Raw genomic sequence first — 614 nt, forward strand, 5'->3', positions numbered from 1 at the left:
CCCTTGCTGCCATGCTCCTCCCAGACTTGGTTGACCGCACCGTCGATCAGGCCTCGCTCGGTGTCATCGAGCACGTTGATGTGGCGCGACATCTGATTGATGATCGCTTTGAGCATCGCCATGCAGTCGAGGAGATAGTCTTCGTCCTCAGCAGCCTGAGCCTGGTCGATCATCGAGAAGGGATTGAGGCAGAAGCCCGAGCTCATTGTGAATTCGACGAAGGCGCCGCCCTGCAGCTTTGCCGAGTGCTCGAACGAGCGGCCGTCGTCGATCACGACCACCTTCGCACCGGCGCCGCAGAGCGAACCGCAGCTCCTGGAGCGCGACCGACTTGCCTGAACGAGACTTGCCGAAGACCGCGACATTGTGGGTGCCGGCGGCATTCTCGAACGGGCTCCAGAAGAAGGGCTGGCCACGCCGGCCGATCAACAGCAAATGGGGTATCTGGCCGCCCAGATATTCGCCCTGAATCGGTGCCAGATTGGCCGCCGTCGTGGTGAGCAGCGTTCGCATCCGCTTCATGCGCTCGAGGTCCTTCGACAGGCCGTTGGCCATCGTCATCGGCATCGCGCAGAGCAGCCCCATGACCTGCAGGTAGCGGTCGTCGAGCAGGT

The 614-nt window shown here is 62.4% G+C and carries 1 protein-coding gene; it reads right to left on the bottom strand.

Going from position 1 to position 614, the window contains the following annotated elements; translation table 11 throughout:
• Window positions 1-147 precede the first annotated feature (147 nt).
• The coding region (locus AACY49_RS29905; protein WP_339527813.1) for a DUF5934 domain-containing protein at window positions 148-614 on the bottom strand (467 nt) is incomplete at its 5' end.

The sequence above is a fragment of the Pseudomonas sp. EL_65y_Pfl2_R96 genome, assembly GCF_963970905.1.
Taxonomy (GTDB): Bacteria; Pseudomonadota; Gammaproteobacteria; order Pseudomonadales; family Pseudomonadaceae; genus Aquipseudomonas.